This window comes from Dellaglioa sp. CoH-57-MRSF-18 (assembly GCF_056781995.1).
In genome coordinates this window covers 1-333 of record NZ_JBXAXX010000158.1, presented here as the reverse complement: position 1 = coordinate 333, position 333 = coordinate 1, and the positions used below count along the sequence as shown (strand labels likewise).

The window sequence follows — 333 nt, the reverse complement described above, 5'->3', positions numbered from 1 at the left end:
CGATATGCATAATGATTCGCAGTCCGAACTAAAGCACGAAAGTGTTAAGCCTAAGACAAACGCGGCGCTGCGCCTAACAGCCGAAGACCTAAACGGCGGTAACACTGAACACCAAGAGTGGCCATTCGAGAGAATTGATGAGGGTCCCCAGTCTGGAGTCTCGGTCACGAATGCAGATGCTGATCTAGACAGGTTGGCCGCACCCGGCAAGACGGGTGGATTCGACTCAAATCCCATGTGGAATAAAGCTACCCAGCCCCTTGGGCCAATGGCGTAATTTTATTCTGATACCTAAACAACTCTCAGGAGTACAATATGGCACGTTCTAGCCTT

General features: G+C 50.5%; 1 protein-coding gene. It reads left to right on the top strand.

The window, feature by feature from the left end; all coding sequences use genetic code 11:
* On the top strand, nucleotides 1–277 hold a 277-nt coding region (locus AC1RPG_RS08545), incomplete at its 5' end, for a hypothetical protein (protein ID WP_481762560.1).
* Between the last annotated feature and the right edge of the window lie 56 nt (nucleotides 278–333).